Genomic DNA, 240 nt, shown 5'->3' with positions numbered 1-240 from the left:
CAACTAATTGCCGCGGCACTAACACCAAAAGGATATCTTAAAAGGATTTCCGTGAACGAAAATTGGGAATATTTCAAATCGAAACAACGAGAATTACTTTCAGCTCCAGAAACTGGTCAGATTTACGCTCAACGTAAGATCGATGTTGAGCCAGTTTTTGGCAAGATGAAGGCTTCTTTACATTTCAATCGATTCTCGGTGCGAGGTTTCGACAAGGTCACCAAGGAAGCCGGAATCGTA

Annotated in this window: 1 protein-coding gene; it reads left to right on the top strand. The window is 42.1% G+C overall.

Going from position 1 to position 240, the window contains the following annotated elements:
• On the top strand, positions 1-240 hold a 240-nt coding region (locus MZO41_RS17085; RefSeq protein ID WP_252129726.1), incomplete at both ends, for a transposase.

The sequence above is a fragment of the Lactiplantibacillus sp. C232 genome (assembly GCF_023806725.1).
Classification (GTDB): Bacteria; Bacillota; Bacilli; order Lactobacillales; family Lactobacillaceae; genus Lactiplantibacillus; species Lactiplantibacillus plantarum.
The sequence above is the reverse complement of the archived record's forward strand: the minus strand, read 5'-3'. Positions and strand labels throughout refer to the sequence as shown.